The following is a 1,440-nucleotide window of genomic DNA, read 5'->3' on the forward strand; positions in this document are numbered from 1 at the left end:
GGAGCTTGAACTCTGTCTCGTACTTCTCCATGGGACTCCTTGAAGTTCGTCCAACTTCTGGGGGTCAGTTCAAAGCCGGGGCGATTCACCTGCAGCAACATGGCGCGCATGAGCTTCTCAGGTGCGATGCTGGGGCGGCCTCCCTTCACGTTTGCTTCGTACATCGCCGAGAAGTGCTCATCCATCTTGGAAAGAGTCTTGTTCATCCATGTGCGAATTGGTCGCACCGGGTGATTTGTAGGCACGAAGTCTTCCAGCTTTACAGTGGTGAAAAGGCTCTCGTTGTATCCGTCACTGCCTCGCATCGCGCATCTTTCATTCCGATTGATGTCGCGATTGTCGTGAAGGAATGGAGGTTTTTCAATAGCCTGCTATGGAGATCTGGAACCGCAACTCAAATCAATTTCTCTCAAAGCAGCGCCCCGATCCGGGGCTGCCGATAGACACTGTTCGCTATCCGCGGGCAAATTTTTGCGGCACAAACAAAGAGGCCCTGTGTTTTCAAAGCACAGGGCCAGGTACTGAACCGAACAACGTTCGGAACCTCGACACGCGAGCAACGGACCCATCGCGTTTTTAACGGCTAAGGGCGCACCGCCATATATGTCGTGCGGCGTACACCTGTTGTAGAGATCTGGCCAGGCAGGTCCATTAAGACGAAAAGAAGCGAGTATCTTCGGCACTCGGACGCTTCGCCGCGCGCTCCGTGGTTTGCGACATTCGTCGCCCAGAGTCTGGAGGCGGCCAGGGACGCGCAGGCCGATTCGCTGCACGACGATGGCGCCTTGGCCACCGACATCGAAGAACATGGTCCGCAGCGTCCGCGCGGTTGAGGCTGAATCACCACCGGTCCGATCTTCCGGCGCGCGCTGGCGGACGACCGCATGGGCGCGCCACTGGGCGCCGAAGGCGTGCGGTTCATCGTGAAGGCGCGTTTCGCGGCGGCGGGTCTGGAAGGCCGGTTTTCGGCGCACTCGCTGCGATCGGACTTTGTGACCGAGGCGGACCTGCGCGACATGCCCATCGGGGAAATGGCGGCCACGAGCGGGCTGCCGCAATCGACGTGCTGCCGAATGCTGTAGCGGCTGGAGATCGAGGGGCTCGTCGACCGGGATCCGCTCACGCGCAAGTACTTTCCTGGGCCACTGCTGCACGAGCTGGGCCTGCTCGCCCGCGCGCGCTACCAGCTCAGTGAGCTGTGCGATAACGCTCTCCATCGGCTGGCTGATCTAATGCAGGATTGAATCGCCCCGGGATTCGTGGAGGCTGATTGGTTTAAGTCAGGCCGCCACCGTGGTGGCTTGACTGGCGAGTTGCCGGTAGTAGTTTGCCTCAGCTTCTGCAGGCGGGATGTACCCGATGGGTTCGAGCAGCCGTTGGTTGTTGAACCATGACACCCATTCGAGCGTCGCGAATTCCACGGCCTCCTTGGTCTTCCAC

The 1,440-nt window shown here is 59.6% G+C and carries 1 protein-coding gene and 2 pseudogenes; 1 reads left to right on the top strand and 2 read right to left on the bottom strand.

Going from position 1 to position 1,440, the window contains the following annotated elements; genetic code table 11:
- Window positions 1-305, bottom strand: a pseudogene (locus QN413_RS26960) (hypothetical protein); the annotation flags it as partial.
- A gap of 579 nt (window positions 306-884) precedes the next feature.
- Between QN413_RS26960 and QN413_RS26965 the strand changes: the two are divergent.
- Window positions 885-1,082 (top strand): hypothetical protein, encoded by a 198-nt coding sequence (locus QN413_RS26965; RefSeq protein WP_323499629.1) that lies wholly within the window; start codon window positions 885-887, stop codon window positions 1,080-1,082.
- Window positions 1,083-1,280: 198 nt separating this feature from the next.
- Here QN413_RS26965 and QN413_RS26970 read toward each other — a convergent pair.
- Window positions 1,281-1,440, bottom strand: a pseudogene (locus QN413_RS26970) (IS3 family transposase); the annotation flags it as partial.

This window comes from Variovorax sp. LG9.2 (assembly GCF_035018885.1).
Lineage (GTDB): Bacteria > Pseudomonadota > Gammaproteobacteria > Burkholderiales > Burkholderiaceae_C > Variovorax.

Excerpts from the sequence above, each read along its gene's own strand:
- QN413_RS26965 (WP_323499629.1), top strand. The coding sequence starts at position 885 with ATGGGCGCGCCACTGGGCGCCGAAGGCGTGCGGTTCATCGTGAAGGCG.